The organism is Streptomyces milbemycinicus, from assembly GCF_002154605.1.
In the GTDB taxonomy this organism is placed as follows: domain Bacteria; phylum Actinomycetota; class Actinomycetes; order Streptomycetales; family Streptomycetaceae; genus Streptomyces; species Streptomyces milbemycinicus.
Window position 1 is genome coordinate 1 of record NZ_MUNE01000099.1, and the last position, 19707, is coordinate 19707.

Below are 19707 nucleotides of genomic sequence, written 5' to 3' on the forward strand. Positions count from 1 at the left end.
TGCTCACCGTCGACGGGGCCAGCCGCGGCAATCTGTTCACCGGCGGCGCCGAGGAGCTGGCCCTGGTGCTCTCGGTGGCCGCCCGGCGCGGCCGCCACAACCGCTCCCGCAGCGGCTACTTCGCCTACTTCAGGGACCCCGCGAACGCCACCCGCACCGCGGGCTCCTTCCTCGCCGAGATCTTCCGCGAGCTCGGCCAGTCGGCGCGCGCCAGGCTGCGCCGCGAGACGCCGCGGGTGGGGCGGGGCGGGCTGTACCCGTTCATCCGCGCCTTCGCCACCGTCGTGGAGCGCGATGTCGTGGTCGCCGCGGTGATGGGGGACATCCTGTCCGGGCGCACCGCGATCTACGCCGACCTGGTGGCGTACGACGAGGTCGCCCACCACTCCGGACCGCGCAGCCGCGACACCCACCAAGTACTGCGCCGCCTCGACCGCAGCGTCGCGCTGATCGCCAAGGTCGTCGAGCACGCACCGCGCGACTACCGCATCGTGCTGCTCTCCGACCACGGGCAGAGCCCCGGCGCGACCTTCGCCGACGCCTACGGCCTCACCTTGGAGGACCTGGTGCGGGCCGGCTGCGCACTGCCCGTGCCCCGGCAGGCCGGGCGGACCGGGGGGCACCGCCCAGCGGTAGCTGGGGGAGGCGCCGAGGCGCGAGAGGCGGCGCGCGCCGCGCTGCGCAGGCCCGAGCGGGACGGCGACGGGCACGGCCCGTCCGACCCGGTGGTGCTCGCCTCCGGCAATCTGGGTCTGGTCTCCTTCCCCGATGTGCCGGGCCGGATGAGCCGCGAGGAGATCGACCGCCGCCACCCCGCGCTGCTGCGCACCCTCGCCGACCACCCCGGCGTGGGCTTCCTGCTCATACGGTCCGAGCGGCACGGCGCGGTGGTGCTGGGCGCGGACGGCGCCGAGCACCACCTCGACACCGGCCGGATCGTGGGGCGCAGCCCGCTCGCGGCCTTCGGTGACGGCGCCGTGGCCGCCGTACGGCGCACCGCGCGCTTCCCGAACGCCCCCGACATCATGGTCAACTCCGCCTACGACCCGGCGACCGGCGAGGTGCACGCCTTCGAGGGGCAGATCGGCTCGCACGGCGGGCTCGGCGGGGCGCAGAGCCACCCCTTTCTGCTGTGGCCCATCGAGCTCAGCCCGCCCACCCGGCCGGGGGAGCAGCTGGTGGGGGCCGAGCGGGTGCACGCGGTGCTGCGGCGCTGGCTGCGGGAGGCGGACGGACCGCAGGTTCCGGAGGGTACGGACGGGCCGGAGGTTCCACAGGTTTCGGAGGGTGAAGAAACACGGCTGCTCGGCGATGTCACCGCGGCTTCGGCGGCCTCGCCGCCCCTGCCGGATAAAACCCGGTAGTTTGGTGCACCATGCACGATTCCCCGACCATGGCTGGCTGCAGTCAATATGCGGCTCCGCCGCGTGGCAACCCGCACCACGCCCGCCGCTTCGGCCTGCCCACGGCCACCGCGCTCGTCATGGGCAACATCATCGGCGGCGGCATCTTTCTGCTGCCGGCCTCCGTCGCCCCGTACGGCACCGTCAGCCTGCTCGCCTTCGTCGTCCTGACCGTCGGCGCGGTCGCGCTCGCGCTGGTCTTCGGGCGGCTGGCGGAGCGCGATCCGCGCACCGGCGGGCCGTACGTCTACGCGCGCGCGGCGTTCGGCGACTTCGCGGGATTCCTGTCCGCCTGGTCGTACTGGACCATGACCTGGGTCAGCAACGCGGCGCTTGCCGTGGCGGCCGTCGGCTATGTCCATGTGCTCGCCCCCGGCCATGAGTCCAAGGGCGTCGACCTGGCCGTGGCGCTGCTCGCGCTGTGGCTCCCGGCGCTCGCGAACCTGGCGGGCACGCGATGGGTCGGCGCGGTGCAGATCGTCTCCACGGTGCTCAAGTTCGTGCCGCTGCTCTTCGTCGCCGTCGCCGGGCTCTTCTTCTTCGACCCGGACAACCTCGGCCCGTTCCACTCCGGCGGCGGCAGCGCGGTCGGCGGGCTGTCGGCGGCGGCCGCGATCCTGCTCTACAGCTATGTGGGCGTCGAGTCGGCGTCCATGAGCGCGGGCGAGGTGCGCGACCCGGAGCGCAACGTCGGGCGGGCCAGTGTGCTGGGCACCGTCGGCGCCGCCGTGGTCTATCTCGTCGGCACCCTGTCGGTCTTCGGCACCGTCGCCCACCGGGACCTGGTCAACTCCACGGCGCCCTTCTCCGACGCCGTGAACGCCATGTTCGGCGGCTCCTGGGGCGGCACCCTCATCGCCCTGGCCGCCGTGGTGTCCATCGTCGGCGCGCTCAACGGCTGGATCCTGATGAGCGCCCAGGCGCCGTACGCGGCCGCCCGCGACGGGCTCTTCCCCGCCGCGTTCGCCGCCAAGCGGCGCGGCGTGCCGACCTTCGGCGTGCTCGTCGGCACGGTCCTCGCCTCGCTGCTCACCGTTGTGAACTACACCTCAGGCTCGGGCGGGGTCTTCGAGTCCCTGGTCCTGATCACCACCTTCTCGGCGACCGTCCCGTATCTGCTGGCCGCCGGCGCCCAGGTCCACTTCCTGCTGTCGGGGCGCCGGGACGAGGTGCGCGCCGGCCGCTTCGCCCGGGACCTGGTGCTCGCGCTGCTCGGCTTCGGCTTCTCCTTCTGGCTGGTCGCGGGCGCCGGATACGCCGCCGTGTACCAGGGCACGCTCTTCCTCTTCGCCGGTGTGCTGGTCTACATCGTGATGGCCTCCCGCCGAGCCGCCGCCCGGCCCCGCGCCGAAGCCGCTGCGGAGGCGGCCCCCGCGGACGGCGCGCGCCCGGCCGCCGGGACGGCCGTCTGACCCGCCGCCTGACCCGGGCAGCGCGGCGGCCGGCAGCACCCCGGCCGCGGCGACGGCCGCCAGGACCGCCAGCGTGGTGGCCGTCGTGGTGAGGGCCATCAGCATGGTCGCCGCGGCGACGCCCAGCGCCGGGCCGACGTTCAGGGCGGTCTGCTGAAGCCCGCCGGCCACCCCGGCGTGGTGCACTGGCGCATGGCGCACGATCACGGCCGTCGCGGTGACCATCACCGCGCCGAACCCGGCGCCGATCGCAAGGAAGCAGCCGCCGATCGCCAGGGCCGTGGACTCCTCGTCGAGCCGGGAGAACAGCAGCACGCCGAGGGCGAGCAGCGCCATCCCCGCCACGGCCGTCCGGCGGGGTCCGTACCGGCGCAGCAGTACAGCGCACACGGGCGCGCCCAGCACCATCATCGCGGGCAGCGGCAGCGCCCTCAGCCCGCTCTGCAGCGGGTTGAGCGCCAGCACGTCCTGCAAGAAGTACGTGCCGAGGAACAGGGTTCCGAACACCGCGGCCGACGCCGCCACCAGGATGCCGAGCGCCGGGGCGACGGCCGCCGTGCCCAGCAGGCCCGGCGGCAGCAGGGGGTGCGCGGTGCGCCGCGCATGCCGGACGAACGCGCCGCCTGCCGCGGCGGTGGCGAGGAGCCCGAGCGCGGTCGCCGCCGTCCAGCCGCTCTCCGGCAGCGCGACGAGCGTGTACACCACGGACGCCAGGGCCAGCGCGAGGAGGAGGGCGCCGGGCAGATCGAGCGGGAGGTCGGCGGTCCGCTTGGGCTCCGGGATCCGGACGACGAGCGCCAGGACACCGATCAGCAGCGCGGGCGCCACGGTGAGGAAGAAAACGGAGCGCCAGCCCAACTGGTCCGTCAGCGCCCCGCCGACCAGCGGACCGGCCGCGGCCGCCAGCCCGATGGCGCTGGTGCGCAGCGCGATGGGCATACCGAGCCGGTCCGGCGGATACGCGGCCCGCAGCATCCCGAGCGTGGCCGGTTGCAGCAGCGCGCCGAACACCCCTTGGACGACGCGCAGTCCGATCACCCACCCGACCCCGGGCGCCAGGCCGATACCCGCCGACGCGGCGGCGAAGCCCAGGGTGCCGAGGGCGAACAGCCGCTGATGGCCGTAGCGGTCACCCAGGCGGCCGGCGAACACCAGCAGGCCCGCCACCGCGATGAGATAGCCGGTGCTGGTCCACTGCACCGCGGCGAAGGAGGCGTGCAGATCCCGCCGCATGTCGGGCTGCGCGATGGTCAGCACGGTGCCGTCCAGCGCGACGATCGCGGCCCCGGCGACACTGGCGACGAGCGTGAGCATCCGCTGGTACTTCACCGCCGCTCCGGTCCCAGATGCGCCTCCAGCGCGGCGCGCAGCAGCGGTTCGACGTCGTCCGTGCCCGTCGCGAGTTGGAGGCTGCCCCACCCCCACAGCTGGGCGATGCCGTGCAGATTGGCCCACAGCGCGCCCGCGACGACCTGGGGCGGGGCGTCGGTCGCGGGGTGTGCCCGGGCGACCAGGTCGACCAGTACCTCGAAGAGCGGCAGGCTGGTCTCGCGCAGCCCGAGGTGGTCGCTCTCCAGCAGGTCATGGCGGAACATCAGCTCGAACATGCCGCGGTTGGCCAGGGCGAAGTCGAGGTAGACCCGTCCCAGCGCCATCAGCTGGGCGCGCGGCTCCACCCGTCCGTCCCCGACCGCCTCGGCGACCCCGGCGGCCAGTTCGGCGAAGCCCTGGCGGGCGATCGCGGACAGCAGCGCCAGGTGGGTGGGGAAGTAGCGGCGCGGGGCTCCATGGGAGACCCCGGCCCGGCGGGCGATCTCCCGCAGGGACAGGGACTGCATCCCCTCCCTGGTCACCAGATCCACGCCGACTTCGATCAGGCGGGACCGCAGCCCCGTGTCGTACTCGCTCATAGACACTGTCTACCAGAGCGGGTAGACAGTGTCTACTAGCCCCCTGGGTCAGCAGGTTGGGCCAGAATGATGCGCCAACGCACAGGTGACGACTCGTGAAAAACGGTGAGGCCGACATGACCGAGCAGCAGCAGCCACCGACGCCCCCTCAGCCGCAAGGGCCACCTCCGCAGCCCGCGGGCCTCCCGCCGCAGCCGGGACAGCTTCCCGCCGCGGCCCCGGCCGCGCCCCCGCAGCGGCAGGGGCGGATCTCGTTGCGCAATCCGCTGGTCACCGCGGCCCTCGGCCTTGTGGTCGGCCTCGCCGCGGTCGGCATACCCGCGCTGCTCTCGGACGACGACGGCGGGGGCTTCGGCGGCGGGGGCGACGGGGGCAAGCTCAGCGCTCCCGCGAAGCTTGACAGGCTCAGACCCCTCGCCGACCTCCAGCGCTCGGCCTCCATGTCGAAGGCCAAGGAGTTGGCGGATGCCATCACGAAGGAGGAGGGCAAGAGCGGCGAGCGGCTGTCGGAGGCGTACGGCGGTGCCGCCGCCGTGGTGCGGCAGTACGCCGACCAGCAGTTCCAGACGACGGCGACGCTGATCGCGGTCCGCAGCCGTTCCCCCGAGCCGTACGTCCCCTACGTGGACCCCAAGCGCCTCGGCCTGGTCAAGCCGCAGGACGAGCTCAAGACCATCGGCGATGTCTCCTGCGTGCTGTACAACCAGCCCACCCCGGCCGGTTCCGAACCCACCGCGGACTCCGTACGCGTCAGCTACTGCCAGCGCACGGGCGACGGGCTCACCGTCCAGATCCGCACGGTCGGCGGCGGCGAGGCCAACCAGCCCGACAAGGTCGCGGCCATGGTCGAGGCGGCCTGGTCGGAACTGTCCTGAGCCGGGCTGTTCCGAGTCGGGGCCATCGCCATTACCTGGCGGGTAATCGACCGGGCGAGCCGTCGGCGGCATGGTTGGGGCATCGGGTTCCGGGCCGGCGCACTCCGGCTCGGAACCCGGCCTCACCAGCACTTTTCACCATGAGGAGAGCCCTGCCATGACCGCGCAGACCCAGTACGAGACCGCCGTCGCCCGCTACTTCGAGGCGTGGAACGCGACCGACGCCGAGGCCCGCGCCAAGGCCGTAGCCGCCGCCTGGACCGAGGACGGCAGCTACACCGACCCGCTCGCCGCCGTCAGCGGCCACGACCAGCTCGCGGCGGTCATCGCCGGGGCCCAGGAGCAGTTCCCCGGCTTTGTCTTCCAGCACACCGGGACCGTCGACGGCCACCACGACACCGCCCGCTTCACCTGGGAGCTGGTCTCGACGGCCGACGGCTCCGCCCCGGTCGCCGGGTTCGATGTGATCACGCTGGCCGAGGACGGCCGGATCCGCTCCGTCCTCGGCTTTCTGGACCGTATCCCGGCGGCGCCTACGGCATGAGCCGCCGCAGGGTCTGCGCCGTCTCCGGGTCGGCCGGGAGAAGGGTCTCGATCGCCAGCTCGGAGACGGTGACGTCCATGGGGGTGTTGAAGGTCGCGATCGTGGACACGAAGGACAGCACATGTCCGGCGTGCTCGATCACCATCGGCAGCGCGAACGGCGCATGGTCCCCGCCCGCGGCCGCCCGCTCCTGGCCCCCCGAGCCCAGTGGATAGGCGCTGACCTCGTCGTACAGCTTCCGCAGCGGCGAGGACCGCATCAGCGCCAGCTGCCGCTCCATCTGCTCCAGCAGATGGCCCCGCCACTCGCGCAGATTGAGGATGCGCGGGGCCAGGCCGTCCGGGTGCAAGGTGATGCGCATCGCGTTCATCGGCGGCCGCAGGAGGTGGTCCGCGACCCCTTCCAGCAGCATCGCCATCCCCTGGTTCGCCGCCACCACCTGGTACATGCCGTCGACGACGATGGCCGGGTACGGGTCGTAGCCCGTCAGCAGCCGCTCCATCCCTTCGCGCAGCGGGCCCATCGACGGGTCGTCCACAGAGGTCTCCGGGTAGTGCGGCGCGTAACCGGCCGCGATCAGCAGGGCGTTGCGCTCCCGCACGGGTACGTCGAGGTGTTCCGCGAGGCGCAGCACCATCTCCTGGCTGGGCCTGGCCCGCCCGGTCTCGATGAAGCTGATGTGGCGGGCGGAGGAGTCGGCGCGCAGCGCGAGCTCGAGCTGGCTGATCCGCCGCCGGTCCCGCCATTCGCGCAGCAGTGCGCCCACCCCCGGGGCAATCACGGCAGTCGTCATGCCCCGACGGTAACCGAACACGCGTCTGCGCCTCGCGTGCGGTCCGCAGGGTGCGTGGGAAGGTGGGGGCAGTCGCGACGAAAGGGGCGCCCCATGGCTGTCGAGCCGCTGTCGAACGAGGAGATCGAGCGGGGTCTGGAGGACCTTCCCGGCTGGTCGCTGCGGGACGACCGGCTGGTGCGCGGATACTCCTTCCCGGGACATCCGGCCGCGGCCCGTCTGGTGGCCGAGGTCGCCGAGGCGCAGGAGGAGCTGGGGCACCACTCCGACCTCACGCTCGGCTACAACAAGGTCGGCGTCTCGGTGAACACGCACAGCGTCGGCGGCAAGGTGACCGAGCTCGACCTCCGGCTCGCCCACCGCATCGAGGACATCGCCCGAGGACAGGGCGTGTCCTAGAACCCCGCTTTTTGATAAGGATGTTGGCCTGCTCTGATCACTTCGTTAGCCTCCCGGCAGCCCCCCAGATACGCCGCTCCGAGGAAGACGACGCAGTGACGAACCCCCAGGACCCGCAGGACCTCCAGGACCCTCAACCCCCGCGCAGCGCACCGGATACCCCGCCCCCGGGCTGCCCCGCCCACGCCGCACGGCTGTACGGACCGGACTTCCGGCGGGAGCCGGCCGAGACCTACCGGCGGATACGACGCGAGGGACAGGTCACCCGCGTCCTGCTCGAAGGCGACGTCCCCGTCTGGTTCGTCGTCGGCTACCGCGAGACCCGCCAAGTGCTGTCCGACGTCGAGACCTACGGCCGCGACCCGCGCCGCTGGAACGGCTGGGACAGCGTGCCGCCGGACTGGTCCCTCATGCCGTGGGTGCAGTACAGCCCGATGATGCCCTTCACGGAGGGGGAGGAGCACCTGCAGCGTGCGGCGGCCGTCAGCGAGGTCCTGGCCACGCTCGACCCCTTCGTGCTGCGCGGGCACTGCGAGCGCTTCGCCGATCAGCTGATCGACAAGTTCGCCGTGACCGGTCGGGCGGATCTGGTGTACGACTACATCTACTCGGTGCCCACCCTCGTCATGGGCGAGGTGTTCGGCCTGGCCGAGGACGAGGCCGGGCTGGCGGCCCTGGCGGAGGGGCTGACCACTTCGTTCGTCTCCCGCGAGGACGCCATGGCCGGTCAGCAGCGGGCCGCCGCGTATGTGGCGGGGCTGGTGAAGGCCAAGCGCGAGGCGCCGGGCCCCGACCTCACCTCGCGGTTCATCCAGAGCACTCCGAACCTCACCGAGGAGCAGCACATCGCGGACGTGATGATGCTGATGGCCGCGGCGCTGCCGCTCACCTCGTACTGGATCGGCAACACCCTCAGGCTGCTGCTCACCGACGAGCGCTTCGCCACGACCCTCACGGGCAACCGCCGCAGCATCGGCCAGGCCATGAACGAGGTGCTGTGGGTGGACACCCCGCTGCAGAACCTGATCGGGCGGTACGCCACCCGCGACACCGTCCTCGGCGGTCAGCGCATCCGCACCGGCGACCTCGTCGTCCTCGGCCTGGCCGCCGCCAACGCCGACCCGCTGCTGTGGCCCGACGGCCACGTCGGCCACGCCGGGAACCACTCCCATGTCGCCTTCAGCGGCGGCGAGTACGGATGCCCGGTGGGCGGCCCCGAGACGGCCAGGATCATCGCGGAGACGACGATCGAGGTGCTGCTGGACCGCGTGCCGGACCTGGCGCTCGCGGTGGCCCCCGAGGAGCTGAGGTGGATGGACTCCGTCTGGTACCGCTGTCTGGAGTCGCTGCCCGTCGCCTTCACCCCCACCGGGGTCATGGGGGGCTGATCCCGCCTCGGGGCATGTGGTGGTCCCGCCTTGCCGAATCGGCAACAATATTTGTCGATCAGGTGGGGCGGGAGCAGGCTCGACGGCATGAGCGGACACCAGCACACCCACACCGACCACACCCATTCCCACCCCCACGGCGGCCCCGCCCATGCCGATGACGCGCACCCGGACTGGGCCGCCTTCGGGGAACTCCTCGAACTGAGCGCGGATGTTCACACCCCCGCCGTCGAGCAGACCGCCGAGTGGCTGCGCGGGCTCCTTGGCGGGCCCGTACGCCGCGCGCTCGACATCGGCAGCGGGCCCGGCGGCGCCACCTGCGTGTTCGCCCGCGCCTTCGCCGACGCCGAGGTGGTGGCCGTGGACGGCAGCCCGGAGCTGCTGGCGCGGGCCCGCGACCGCGCCGCGCGGCTCGGGGTCGCCGACCGCGTACGGACCCACCTGGCCGAACTGCCCGAGGGGCTGGCCGAGGTGGGCGACGCGGAGCTGATCTGGTCCAGCAAGGCGGTCCATCACCTGGGGGACCAGCAGGGAGCCCTCGACCGGCTCGCCGCCGCGCTGCGCCCCGGCGGGGTGCTGGCCGTGGCCGAGGGCGGGCTGTCGCTGCGCGCGCTGCCCCGCGACATCGGTATCGGCCGCCCCGGTCTGCTGACCCGGCTCGACGCGATGCAGGAGGAGGCGTTCGCCGAGATGCGGGCCGGGCTGCCCGACACCAAGGAGACGGTCGAGGACTGGCCGGCCATGCTCGCGGCGGCCGGGCTGACCGGGGCCCGCAGCCGCAGCTTCCTGATCGACCTGCCCGCCCCGCTCGACGCCCCGGCCCGCCGTCTGCTGCACGCCGACCTGACCCGTCTGTCCGACCATCTGGCCGACCGCCTCGACGCGACGGACCGCGCCACCCTCGACCGGCTGCTCGACCCGGACGACGAGGCGGGCGTGGAGCGCCGGCCGGATGTGTTCTGGCTGAGCGCGCAGACCGTCCACGCGGCGGTCAAGCCGCGGTGACACGGGTCCGGTGACATGGGTCCGGTGACATGGGTCCGGTGACGAAGGTGCGGTGAGCGCGCCGTGGGCAGGCCCCGCTGACCGGGCCTGCCCACGGCGCACCAGATCCCTCAGCCGGTGGTGAGGGTGAGGCCGTACGCCTCGAGGATCGGGTTCACCGGCTGGAAGTACGTGGTGCCACCGGCCGTGCAGTCGCCGGAGCCGCCCGAGGTGACGCCCTGGGCCTGGCTGCCGGTGATGTACGAGCCGCCGGAGTCGCCGGGCTCGGCGCATACGGTCGTCCGGGACAGCCCGCTGACCATGCCCTCGGAGTACCGCACACTGGTGTCGAGCTGTTCGACCGTGCCGCAGTGCCAGCCGGTCGTCGAACCGGAGCGGCAGACCGAGGAGCCCACCGGCGCCTCCTGGGAGCCGGCGACCGTGACGACGGAGCCGCCGGGGCCGAGCACCACGGGCTTGGGCGTCCAGGTGCTGTTGACCGCCACCCAGGCGTAGTCGTTGCCGGGGAAGCGCGACGCCTGGAAGGTGCCCTGGGCGGCCTTGTTGACGCCGGTGGTGGTGGCGCCCGCCTCGCCGCAGTGGCCCGCGGTGACAAAGCCGCCCTGGGAGCCCTTCGACACCGAGAACCCGATCGAGCAGCGCGCGGTGCCGTTGATGTAGTACGCCTCGCCGCCGCGTACGTCGTCCAGCGGTTTCGGCTGCTCGGCGGATTCCACGATCCGCACCATGCCGCGGTCCACGCCGCTGGCGGTGACGAAGGCCGAGGCCTGGTCGGGGTCGGCCGACTGAATCACCACGCTGTTGCTCTTCACATCCACGTACCAGACGGCGGCGGCCGAGGCCGACGGCGCGCGCTGCTCGGCGGCGCGGTCCAGGGTGCCCTTCGCGGCGGTGAGGTCGTCGAGGCTGTGGCTGACCGTCACGGCCTTGGCGCCGGCGGCGGTGATCATGCCATGCCGGCCCTGGTCGGTCGTGGCGACGGTGAGCTCGGCGGTCTTGCCGGTCACCCACGCTCCGCCGAACGCGGTCCCCAGGCTTCTGCGGAGCGCGGGGGTGGCCGTACCGGCCCGGTACTCGTTGCTGATCCGGGCCCTCGCCTCGTCGGCCGTGAGGCCGAGGTCGCGCCGCATCGCGTCCAGCATCTCGGCGGGGACCTCGGTGGGGACCCCCGTGGGGGCCCCGGCGGTGGGGCCGGGCTCCGCCGCGGCGGATGTCGCCAGGGCGGGTATGGCGGTCAGGGAGAGAGCGGCGATGGCGATGGCACAACCAGCGGTGAGGGCAGGTCTGTGGCTGCGGAGCATCGGGTGTCTCCTCGTCGTGTCGTGGGGGCTTGCGTCAACGTAAGCCGCCCCGACACACGCCGCCCACCTGCCCGCTCTCCCCGGTTGCGGCCAGCGGCAACACCCGGCACGACCGCCCGTGGGCCCGCTCCCAAGCCAGTCGCCGGAGGCGGCCCGCCGCCCGGTTGTTGACGGCTGACGTACAGGGACGCCACCCGAACAGCCGCCGCCAATCCAGCGGTTGCGCGATCCAGCGGTTACGCGAGTGCCCCCGCCCTGCAAGCAGGGCGGGGGCACTCGACAGGCCGGGCAGGGCGCGGCATCACACCAGGTTGAAGGTGTCCGGGTCCGGGCCCAGGCGGTTGCCGGAGTCCATCGCGTCGATCGCCGCGAGGTCCTGGGCGTCCAGTTCGAAGTCGAACACGTCGATGTTCTCCGCGATACGGGCCGGCGTGACCGACTTGGGGATCACCACATTGCCCAGGTCGAGGTGCCAGCGGAGCACCACCTGGGCGGGGGACTTGCCGTGCTTCTCGGCGATGGCCTTGAGCCGGTCGTCCTCCAGCAGGCCCTTGCCCTGGCCGAGCGGGGACCAGGCCTCGGTCACGATGTTGTGCCGGGCGTTGAAGGCGCGCAGCTCCGACTGCTGGAACTGCGGGTGCAGCTCGACCTGGTCGATGACCGGGGCGATCTCGGTCTCCGAGAGCAGTCGCTGGATATGGGCGGGGTGGAAGTTCGAGAGGCCGATGGCCTTGGCGCGGCCCTCGGCGTAGATCTTCTCGAACGCCTTCCACGAGTCCACGTACTTGTCGACCCCCGGCACCGGCCAGTGGATCAGATACAGGTCCACATACTCGAGGCCGAGCTTGGACAGCGAGGTGTCGAAGGCGCGCAGGGTGGAGTCATAGCCCTGCTCGGCGTTCCAGAGCTTGGTGGTCACGAACAGCTCGTCGCGCGGGATGCCCGACGCGGCGATGGCCCTTCCCGTGCCCTCCTCGTTGCCGTAGATCGCGGCGGTGTCGATGCTGCGGTAGCCGACGTCGAGCGCCGTACGGACCGCGACGGCCGCCTCGTCGTCCGGGACCTGCCAGACGCCGAAGCCGAGCTGGGGCATCTGGACGCCGTTGCTGAGGGATATGAAGGGGACCTTGCTCACGAGCAGTCGATCCTTACGTCGAATACGGGTACGTACAACGTCAGGTACGTACAACGTCAGAGTGAACGGTCAACGTCAGAGCGAACGGTTGAGCGGAGTGTTGTATTCCCGTTCGACCGCTCCGTACGTTGCTTCCCGACACGCCCCCCAAGTACACCCTAAGCCGTTGGCGATCCGGCCCGCGGCGACCGCTTCGGCCACCGCGGACCAGAACGTCCTCACCCCGCGGCGAGCAGCAGCGGCTCGGGGAGCTCCGCCCGGAACCGCCGCCGCATATGCCCTTCGCGCACCGTCGCGCCCACCTCGACGGCGGCCCGGCTGACCGTGGCGCGCGGCGCGCGCACCACCATGGCCAGCCGGTAGGTGCCGCCGATGCTCGCGGTGGGGGTGCGGCGGATCTCCCAGCCCGGGTCGGACCTGAGCTCGCGCCGCGCCTCCAGACAGACCCGCGCGCCCCGCGCGGCTCGATCCTGCCCCACGAACCCCAGCCGCGGGCCGAGGTGAGCCGGGCCGGTGGCCCGGACCTCCTCGCTGAGCTGCAGCGGCAGCATGGACCAGGCCACCGGCTGGAAGGCGGCGCGGCGATTTCCGGCCGGTTCGGCCGATAGGGTCAGATCAAGATTGACCGTATGCAGTTGAGGACTGGCTGCTTCTTGTGCGCAGCTGACCGAAAGATGCACCAGGTGGTAGTCCGCACTGTGTGCCTCATCGGCCTTGCTGGCCTCCGATTCCACAAATGCCTTGAGCTCTGGAACCCGGCCCACGAGTTCCGTCGTCAACGGCACGGACAGCGGTCCGCCCAGCGTGACCCGCCCGGCCAGGGCGGCGGCGGGCGGCCGCGGGACATGGCCCGAAGGCCCGGAGATTTCCTCGGATACCAGTGCCAGCTCGCGCTCGGGAAGTTCGGGGAGAATGATGTCGATCATTTCCGTGCCCCCTTTGCGGCTCAGGATTGGTAGAGCGCCTCGATTTCTACGGAGTACGCCTGCTCGATCGCCTTTCGCTTCAATTTCAGCGAAGGCGTCAGCAGACCATGCTCCTCCGAGAACTGAGCTGCAAGTATTCGGAACGTACGAATCGACTCGGCTTGGGAGACCAGCGTGTTGGCCGCGATCACCGCCCGCCGGATCTCCATCTCCAGCTCCGGCTCGCGGACCAGCTCCTGCGCAGGCAGTTCTGTCTGGCCGCGCATCGCCAGCCAGTGCGCGACGGCGTCGGCGTCCAGCGTGATCAGCGCCGCCACATACGGCCGGTCGTTGCCGACCACGATGCACTGGGCGACCAGCGGATGCGCTCTGATCCGCTCCTCCAGGACCACCGGCGACACGCTCTTGCCGCCGGAGGTCACCAGGATCTCCTTCTTCCGCCCGGTGATCGTCAGATAGCCGTCGTCGTCCAGCGTGCCCAGGTCACCGGTGGCCAGCCAGCCGTCCCGCAGCACGGCGTCGGTCGCCTTGGGGTCGCCGAGATAGCCCTCGAAGATCTGGTCGCCCGACAGCAGGACCTCGCCGTCGTCCTCGATGTACACGGTGGTGCCCGGCAGCGGAACGCCCACCGTGCCGAAGCGGGTCCGGTCGGGCGGGTTGGCGACGGCCGCCGCGGTGGTCTCGGTGAGCCCGTACCCCTCGAAGATCGTGACGCCCGCGCCCGCGAAGAACAGCCCGAGCCGGCGCTCCATGGCCGAACCGCCCGAGAAGGCGTGCCGGACCCGGCCGCCCATCGCCGCCCGCACCTTGCTGTAGACCACCTTGTCGAAGAACTGGTGCTGCATGCGCAGCGAGGCGCCGGGCCCGGGCCCGATGCCGAAGGCCCTGGCCTCCTGCGCCTCCGCGTACCGCACCGCGACGTCCACGGCCTTGTCGAACGGGCCCAGCCGCCCCTCCGCCTCGGCCTTTCTGCGGGCCGCGGCGAAGACCTTCTCGAAGATGTACGGCACGGCCAGGAAGAACGTCGGCCGGAACGACTGGAGATCGGGCAGCAGCGCGGCCGCGGTCAGGCTCGGCTGGTGGGCCAGTTTCACCCGGCCGCGGATCGCGGCGACCTCGACCATCCGGCCGAAGACATGCGCGAGCGGCAGAAACAGCAGCGTCGCGGCCTCGTCGCCCCGCTTGGAGTGGAAGACCTCCTCGTACAGGGCGACCACGGTGTCGCACTCGGCCATCAGATTGGCGTGGGTGATGACACAGCCCTTGGGGCGGCCGGTGGTGCCCGAGGTGTAGACGATGGTCGCGGGGTTCTCGGGCTGCAGCGCCTTGCGGTGGCGGTGCACCACATCGTCGTCCATCGACGCCCCGGCCGCGGTCAGCTCGTCCACCGCGCCCGCGTCCAGCTGCCACAGCCGGGTCAGCATCGGCAGCCGCCCGACCACCGAGCCGATCGTCATGGCATGGTCTTCGTGCTCCACGACACAGGCGGAGACATCCGCGTCATGCAGCATCCAGAAGACCTGCTCGGCGGAGGAGGTGGGATACATCGGCACGCTCTGCGCCCCGATGGACCACAGCGCGAAGTCGAACAGCGTCCACTCGTAGCGGGTACGGGACATGATGGCGACGCGGTCGCCGAACCGCACGCCCTGGGCCAGCAGCCCCTTGGCGAGCCCCATCACCTGGTCACGGAACTCGCCCGAGGACACATCGAGCCATTCGCCGTCCGCCGTTTTGCGGCCCAGCGCCACCCGGTCCGGATCCGCGTCCGCATGGTCGAACACGGGATCCGCCAGGCCTCCGGTCTGCGGCGGGCTCGTCAACGGGGGGACGGTGAACTCGCGCAATGACTAGCTCCTTGAAGCGCTCCGCACAGCGCCGTGACCGTATCTGATCTGGGGCTATGAGCCCGTTGTGCGGCTCATGTGTGACGCCTTTCTCCACCGAATCTCTCCCATCAGGGCACAGATCGGGGCGCGGGTCAATGCATCAGGCACGGATCGATGCGCTGGTCAGGGCACGGGCCCGGCCAGGATCGCGGCGGCCAGCCGGTCGGCCGCGGCCCGGGCCGCGGAGTCCCGCTGCCGCCTTCCGTGCAGCAGTACGAACTCCACCGGGCCCAGCTCGGGCAGCCCGGCCCGGTCCGGGATGCGCGTCAGGCCGGGCGGGATCAGGCCGCGGGTATGCGCCATGACGCCCAGCCCCGCGCGCGCCGCGGCGACCAGCCCGTTGAGACTGCCGCTCGTGCATACGATCCGCCAGGGCCTGCCGTGCTGCTCCAGCACCTCCAGCGCGCGGGCCCGGGTGAGGCCCGGCGGCGGAAAGACGATCAGCGGCAGGGGGCGGTCGGGGTCCAGCCGCAGCCGCTCGGAGCCGATCCACACCAGTTTGTCCCGCCACACCAGCCGGCCCCCCGGCCGCTCCTCGGACCGCTTGGCGAGCACCAGATCCAGCTTTCCCGCCGCCAGCCGCTCATGCAGCGTGCCCGACAGCTCCACGGTCAGCTCCAGGTCCACCTCAGGGTGGTCGCGGCGGAACCCCTCCAGGATCTCGGGAAGCCGGGACAGTACGAAGTCCTCCGACGCGCCGAAGCGCAGCCGCCCGCGCAGCCGGGTGCCCTGGAACCAGCTCGCCGCCCGCTCGTTCGCCTCCAGGATCGTCCGGGCGAAGCCCAGCATGGCCTCGCCGTCCTCGGTCAGCTCCACCCCGTGGGTGTCGCGGGTGAACAGCGGCCGGCCGACCTCGTCCTCGAGCTTGCGCACATGCTGGCTGACGGTGGACTGGCGCAGGCCGAGGCGGTGGCCGGCCTGGGTGAAGCTCAGCGTCTGGGCGACCATGAGGAACGTGCGCAGCTGGGACGGGTCGTACACACCGCAAGTGTAGGCGGGGGTCATCGCGGTTCGCGATGACAGTCAGAGCGGTCAGTGGGATTCCCGATAGCGGTGATCAAGAGCATGGTGGAGAGGGCATCCGTTCATGCCGCCCGGGACGCAGAACGAGCCAAGAGAACCGAGAGAGCTGAGAAAGAGAGCGCATGCACCGCCGTAAGATCACCCTCCCGTCCTGGCTCCCTCTCGATTGGTTCATCCTCGCCCTGATCGGCACCGTCGTCCTCGCCGCGCTGCTGCCCGCCGACGGCCGCGCCGCGACCGTCGCCGACGGGGCGACCACCGTCGCGATCGCCTTTCTCTTCTTCCTGTACGGCGCGCGGCTGTCCACCCGCGAGGCGCTGGACGGAATGCGCCACTGGCGGCTCCATCTGACCGTGCTGGTCTGCACCTTCGTCATCTTCCCGGTGCTGGGCACGGCCGCCCGCGGCCTGGTGCCGTATGTGCTGACGCATCCGCTCTACACCGGGCTGCTCTTTCTGTGCCTGGTGCCCTCCACCATCCAGTCCTCGATCGCCTTCACCTCGATCGCCCGGGGCAATGTCCCGGCCGCCATCTGCGCGGGCTCCTTCTCCAGCCTGATCGGCATCGTCATCACCCCGCTGCTGGCCGCGCTGCTGCTGGGCAACGGGGGCGGCGGATTCTCGGCGGACTCGATGGTGAAGATCGCCCTGCAGCTGCTGGCGCCGTTCCTCGCCGGGCAGCTGCTGCGCCCCTGGGTCGGCGGCTTCGTCGCCCGCCATCGCAAGGTCCTCGGCTACGCCGACCGCGGCTCGATCCTCCTGGTCGTCTACGCGGCGTTCAGCGAGGGCATGGTCCGCGGCATCTGGCACCAGGTGACCCTGGGGCGGCTGGGCGCGCTGCTGGCGGTCGAGGCGGTGCTGCTTGCGGTGATGCTCACGATCACCTGGCACGGCTCCCGGCGGCTGGGCTTCAACCGCGAGGACCGGATCGCGATCGTCTTCGCCGGCTCGAAGAAGAGCCTGGCGTCCGGGCTGCCCATGGCCAGCGTGCTGTTCGGCGCGCAGGCGAGCCTGGCCGTGCTGCCGCTGATGCTCTTCCACCAGATGCAGCTGATGGTCTGCGCGGTGCTGGCACGGCGCTTCGCCAGGTCGGCTCCGGAGCCGGTGGCCCCGGAGCCGACCCCCGCGACGGCGCAGCCGCAAGAGACTCAGCCGCGGGAAGCTCAGGCGCCGGTCGGCGCCTGAGCCTCATGTCACTCGTCGTCGGCGGGGTGGACGCGGTCCAAGGGAAGCCGTACGAGCTCGGCGGGATCCTTGCCGTGCCCGTCGGCCGGCGTGGCGTTGAACTCACGGACCTGCCGCAGTTCGGTGTCCGACAGCGCACGCGCCCACACCCGTAGCTCGTCCAGATCGCCCGTCAGATGCGAGCGGCTGTCGACGGCCTCGCCGACATGGATGCCGAACGGCGAGGTGCGGGTGACCGGCCCGGGCACATCGGCGGTGGAGAACGCCGCGCCCCCGTCCACGGCCAGGGTCAGCCGGCCCCCGGCGCGGGTCAGCGCCGCGTGGTGCCACTGCCCGTCGTTGTACGCGGAGTCGGTGCTCACCGAGGCGCTGGTGAAGGTGGCGGGGCCGTTGACCGTCGTGATCAGCGCCCGTACCCGGCCGCTGGAGGGTTCACCGCGCAGCCACACCTGTGGCTGCTTGTTGCCGATGCCGCCCATCCACAGGAACGGCTGCTGGCCCGAGGTGGCGGTGTAGCGGAACCACAGGCTCACCGTGAAGTCGCGGGTGCCCAGCGGCAGCGAGGGCCGGAAGGGGATGTGTACGGCGTCGTCCGTACCGTCGAACGACAGCCCCCGTCCGAACCGCCCCTCGGCCCGGGCCGGGCCGCCGAGCACGGTGGCCGGGCGGGCGTCGGGCGCCCGGTCGGAGGTGGTCGGGTCGGGGCCGCGGCGCGGGCCGAGCCAGTCCTCGGTGAAGCGGGCGAAGCGGATCTCGTCACGGGCATCGACCGCGCCGCCCTCGTACATCAGCCCCACCTCGTCATGCGAGATGGCGACCATGTCCGAATAACCGGACCAGTCGGTGGTCACGACCTTGCCACGGTCGACGCTGTCCCAGCTGCGGCCCTCGTTCCAGGAGGAGCGGATCATCATGGTGCGGCGCCGGTCGGGGTCGGCGGGCGCGGCGAACAGCAGACGGCTGTAGTCGTCCCGGTCCTCGCTCCGCAGCCGGAGGATCGAGCCCTGTACCTGTGGCGTGTACAGGTCGGGGATGGTGCGGAACGGCCCGGTGAAGCTCTCCCCGCCGTCCTTGCTGACGGCGTAGTCGCGGTGGCCGAGGTCCGTGCCGTCCTGTTCGCGCCCGTTGACGTAGACCGATCCGTCCTCGCGCTCCACCAGCGTCATCTCGGAGGGCTTCTGGCGGAAGGTGCCGTCCGAGCCGACGGGCCAGCTGTCCACCGCGCCGAGGCGCCAGGTGTCGCCGCCGTCGTCGCTGTAGGCCAGCGCCGCATGGTTGGCGGTGATCCGGGTGCCGTCGTGGGTCTCGGTGTTGACGGTGAAGAGCAGCCGTCCCCGGTGCCGGCCGTGCTGCAGCTGGATGCCGTGCACGGGCCCGGTGGCGTACCAGGAGTTCCACGAGGCGGGCAGCAGCGAATCGCTCAGATCGCGCGGGGCGGACCAGGTCGCCCCGTCGTCGTCGCTGTACTGGAGGTGCGGGGTCCGGTCACAGGGCACATCACAGCCCTGCGCGTCGTCACGCCCGGTGTTGTACGTACTGGCGAGCACGATGCGGCCGGTGCGCTGGTCCACGATGGGCGCCGGGTTGCCGTGGGTGTCGCCCGCGCCCTCGTTGACCACCTGGAGCGGTCCCCAGGTGCGGCCGCCGTCCGTGGAGCGTTTGAGGACCAGGTCGATATCGCCGGCGTCACCGCAGTTGTCCGTCCGCCCCTCGGCAAAGGCCAGCAGCGTGCCGTCCTTGGACTTCACAATGGCCGGGATCCGGAAGCACGAGTATCCGCTGTCCTGGGAAGACTTGAAGAGGACTTGCTGCTCGAAATCGGTACGGGCCGCGGAGGCGGATGACTCCGCGTCCGCGGCCCGTACCGGAATCGGGATCAAAGCCAGCGCCGCGGCGGCGAGGAAAGCCGACGCACGGCGCCGCCATGGTCTGGACCGCTTATGTGTAGCGCGAAGATCTGACGACATCGTCACCGACCTGCCCTTTCAGCGGCATCTGGACATCACGACATCAAGACATCCCACGTGTGATCGAGTGCTGCCGGAGAAGTGTCCCGTCTCGCCCCCGCGCCGGACAAGGACCCTGCGTCAGATCGTGTGCGAGCCAAGCGGGTTGGGCCGCGGCAGCGACGGCGCTACACCGCCGCCATGCCGGCCGTGATCACCGTGTCCAGCAGCGAACGCGAGGTCTCCAGCTCCTCGATGGCCGATGTCATCCGCGCCCGTTCGTCCTGCAGCTGTGCGATCAGCTCCGTGCAGGTGGGCACCAGGCCCTCGCCGTCGTCCCGCAGACACGGCAGGATCTGCGAGATCGTCGCGGTCGACAGCCCGGCGGCGAGCAGCGAGCGGATGCGGTGCACCACGGCCACATCGGACTCGCCGTAGACGCGATAGCCGCTGGGCAGGCGCTCCGGCTGGAGCAGGCCCTGCTGCTCGTAGTAGCGCAGCAGCCGCTCGTTCACCCCGGTGCGCCGGGCCAGTTCACCGATGCGCATGCCACGTCCCCTCGCCACACCGCTGC

At 71.7% G+C, this 19707-nt stretch carries 17 protein-coding genes and 1 pseudogene; 8 read left to right on the plus strand and 10 right to left on the minus strand.

What is annotated here, in order from left to right; genetic code table 11:
• Together CCN51_RS08715 and CCN51_RS08720 are read left to right on the plus strand one after the other, a co-directional pair.
• Positions 1 to 1364 (plus strand): alkaline phosphatase family protein (locus CCN51_RS08715; protein WP_211303211.1); only part of this gene is annotated, 1364 nt, incomplete at its 5' end.
• Positions 1365 to 1393: 29 nt separating this feature from the next.
• Positions 1394 to 2815 carry an amino acid permease gene (locus CCN51_RS08720; protein ID WP_193383704.1) on the plus strand — a complete coding sequence of 474 codons (1422 nt, stop codon included), beginning with the start codon at positions 1394 to 1396 and terminating at the stop codon, positions 2813 to 2815.
• A gap of 72 nt (positions 2816 to 2887) precedes the next feature.
• Here CCN51_RS08720 and CCN51_RS08725 read toward each other — a convergent pair.
• A pseudogene (locus CCN51_RS08725) lies at positions 2888 to 4129 on the minus strand (MFS transporter); the annotation flags it as partial.
• 11 nt (positions 4130 to 4140) lie between these two features.
• A complete protein-coding gene (locus CCN51_RS08730; protein WP_014175346.1) occupies positions 4141 to 4725 on the minus strand; it encodes a TetR/AcrR family transcriptional regulator in 585 nt (194 codons plus the stop codon).
• 95 nt (positions 4726 to 4820) lie between these two features.
• Between CCN51_RS08730 and CCN51_RS08735 the strand changes: the two genes are divergently transcribed.
• On the plus strand, positions 4821 to 5600 hold the full coding sequence (locus CCN51_RS08735; protein WP_143675750.1) for a hypothetical protein: 780 nt from the start codon (positions 4821 to 4823) through the stop codon (positions 5598 to 5600).
• A 157-nt stretch (positions 5601 to 5757) separates the two neighbouring features.
• Complete coding sequence (locus tag CCN51_RS08740; RefSeq protein WP_014175344.1) at positions 5758 to 6144, plus strand: nuclear transport factor 2 family protein; 387 nt, start codon at positions 5758 to 5760, stop codon at positions 6142 to 6144.
• On the opposite strand, the gene CCN51_RS08745 is transcribed toward CCN51_RS08740, so the two are convergent.
• Entirely contained in the window at positions 6134 to 6937 is an 804-nt protein-coding gene (locus CCN51_RS08745) for a helix-turn-helix domain-containing protein (RefSeq protein WP_043486502.1), read from the minus strand. The two genes, CCN51_RS08740 and CCN51_RS08745, sit on opposite strands and share 11 nt — an antisense overlap.
• Positions 6938 to 7030: 93 nt before the next feature.
• Here CCN51_RS08745 and CCN51_RS08750 point away from each other — a divergent pair, with 93 nt between their 5' ends.
• The 3 genes from CCN51_RS08750 (at position 7031) to CCN51_RS08760 (ending at position 9729) form a co-directional block, all read left to right on the plus strand.
• On the plus strand, positions 7031 to 7336 hold the full coding sequence (locus CCN51_RS08750) for a 4a-hydroxytetrahydrobiopterin dehydratase (RefSeq protein ID WP_014175342.1): 306 nt from the start codon (positions 7031 to 7033) through the stop codon (positions 7334 to 7336).
• 95 nt (positions 7337 to 7431) lie between these two features.
• Positions 7432 to 8724 carry a cytochrome P450 family protein gene (locus CCN51_RS08755; RefSeq protein ID WP_014175341.1) on the plus strand — a complete coding sequence of 431 codons (1293 nt, stop codon included), beginning with the start codon at positions 7432 to 7434 and terminating at the stop codon, positions 8722 to 8724.
• Positions 8725 to 8811: 87 nt separating this feature from the next.
• Positions 8812 to 9729, plus strand: coding sequence for a class I SAM-dependent methyltransferase (locus CCN51_RS08760; RefSeq protein ID WP_014175340.1), 918 nt, complete (start codon positions 8812 to 8814; stop codon positions 9727 to 9729).
• 110 nt (positions 9730 to 9839) lie between these two features.
• Here the strand turns inward: CCN51_RS08760 and CCN51_RS08765 are convergent, their stop codons facing one another.
• The 5 genes from CCN51_RS08765 to CCN51_RS08785 form a co-directional block, all read right to left on the minus strand.
• Entirely contained in the window at positions 9840 to 11030 is a 1191-nt protein-coding gene (locus tag CCN51_RS08765; RefSeq protein ID WP_014175339.1) for a S1 family peptidase, read from the minus strand.
• A gap of 301 nt (positions 11031 to 11331) precedes the next feature.
• Complete coding sequence (locus CCN51_RS08770; protein ID WP_014175338.1) at positions 11332 to 12165, minus strand: aldo/keto reductase; 834 nt, start codon at positions 12163 to 12165, stop codon at positions 11332 to 11334.
• A 218-nt stretch (positions 12166 to 12383) separates the two neighbouring features.
• Positions 12384 to 13091 carry a hypothetical protein gene (locus CCN51_RS08775; protein ID WP_014175337.1) on the minus strand — a complete coding sequence of 236 codons (708 nt, stop codon included), beginning with the start codon at positions 13089 to 13091 and terminating at the stop codon, positions 12384 to 12386.
• 20 nt (positions 13092 to 13111) lie between these two features.
• Complete coding sequence (locus tag CCN51_RS08780; protein ID WP_014175336.1) at positions 13112 to 14938, minus strand: AMP-dependent synthetase/ligase; 1827 nt, start codon at positions 14936 to 14938, stop codon at positions 13112 to 13114.
• 165 nt (positions 14939 to 15103) lie between these two features.
• Positions 15104 to 15961, minus strand: a complete 858-nt coding sequence (locus tag CCN51_RS08785) for a LysR family transcriptional regulator (RefSeq protein WP_014175335.1) — start codon at positions 15959 to 15961, stop codon at positions 15104 to 15106.
• 164 nt (positions 15962 to 16125) lie between these two features.
• Between CCN51_RS08785 and CCN51_RS08790 the strand changes: the two genes are divergently transcribed.
• Complete coding sequence (locus CCN51_RS08790; RefSeq protein WP_014175334.1) at positions 16126 to 17187, plus strand: bile acid:sodium symporter family protein; 1062 nt, start codon at positions 16126 to 16128, stop codon at positions 17185 to 17187.
• Between the two features lie 8 nt (positions 17188 to 17195).
• Here the strand turns inward: CCN51_RS08790 and CCN51_RS08795 are convergent, their stop codons facing one another.
• Both CCN51_RS08795 and CCN51_RS08800 read right to left on the minus strand, forming a co-directional pair.
• Positions 17196 to 19154 (minus strand): sialidase family protein, encoded by a 1959-nt coding sequence (locus tag CCN51_RS08795; RefSeq protein WP_043486500.1) that lies wholly within the window; start codon positions 19152 to 19154, stop codon positions 17196 to 17198.
• A 167-nt stretch (positions 19155 to 19321) separates the two neighbouring features.
• Positions 19322 to 19681 carry a MerR family transcriptional regulator gene (locus CCN51_RS08800; RefSeq protein ID WP_014175332.1) on the minus strand — a complete coding sequence of 120 codons (360 nt, stop codon included), beginning with the start codon at positions 19679 to 19681 and terminating at the stop codon, positions 19322 to 19324.
• Positions 19682 to 19707: the final 26 nt, after the last annotated feature.